1 protein-coding gene is annotated in these 278 nt (G+C 40.3%); it reads right to left on the bottom strand.

Annotated features, from left to right (window positions below):
* Window positions 1-17 precede the first annotated feature (17 nt).
* A complete protein-coding gene (locus LZZ98_RS15460) occupies window positions 18-224 on the bottom strand; it encodes a transposase (RefSeq protein ID WP_442862728.1) in 207 nt (68 codons plus the stop codon).
* Window positions 225-278: the final 54 nt, after the last annotated feature.

Raw genomic sequence — 278 nt, 5'->3', positions numbered from 1 at the left:
TAGACCTCTTTCATAAATCATTTTTGACTCAACTCCAAGTTATAGATTCCAGTAATTAAACTGAATCTCAAACCCAGTCGTTTAGCTCTATTTCGGTAACGTCCAGCAAGGATTTTAAAGGTCTTCAGGCGACCAAATACATGCTCGATCCCGATTCTTCTTTTGTTGAGTTCAGGATCCAGTTTACAGTACCTTTTGGCTTTTATCGGCAAGGATAAAAGCACCAGAAGGAATCTGGTTTGAATAGCTCGAAGTCATGCACCATACCGTGATCAGTG

The sequence above is a fragment of the Acinetobacter sp. SM34 genome (assembly GCF_022012365.1).
GTDB lineage: Bacteria > Pseudomonadota > Gammaproteobacteria > Pseudomonadales > Moraxellaceae > Acinetobacter.
The sequence above is the reverse complement of the archived record's forward strand: the minus strand, read 5'-3'. Positions and strand labels throughout refer to the sequence as shown.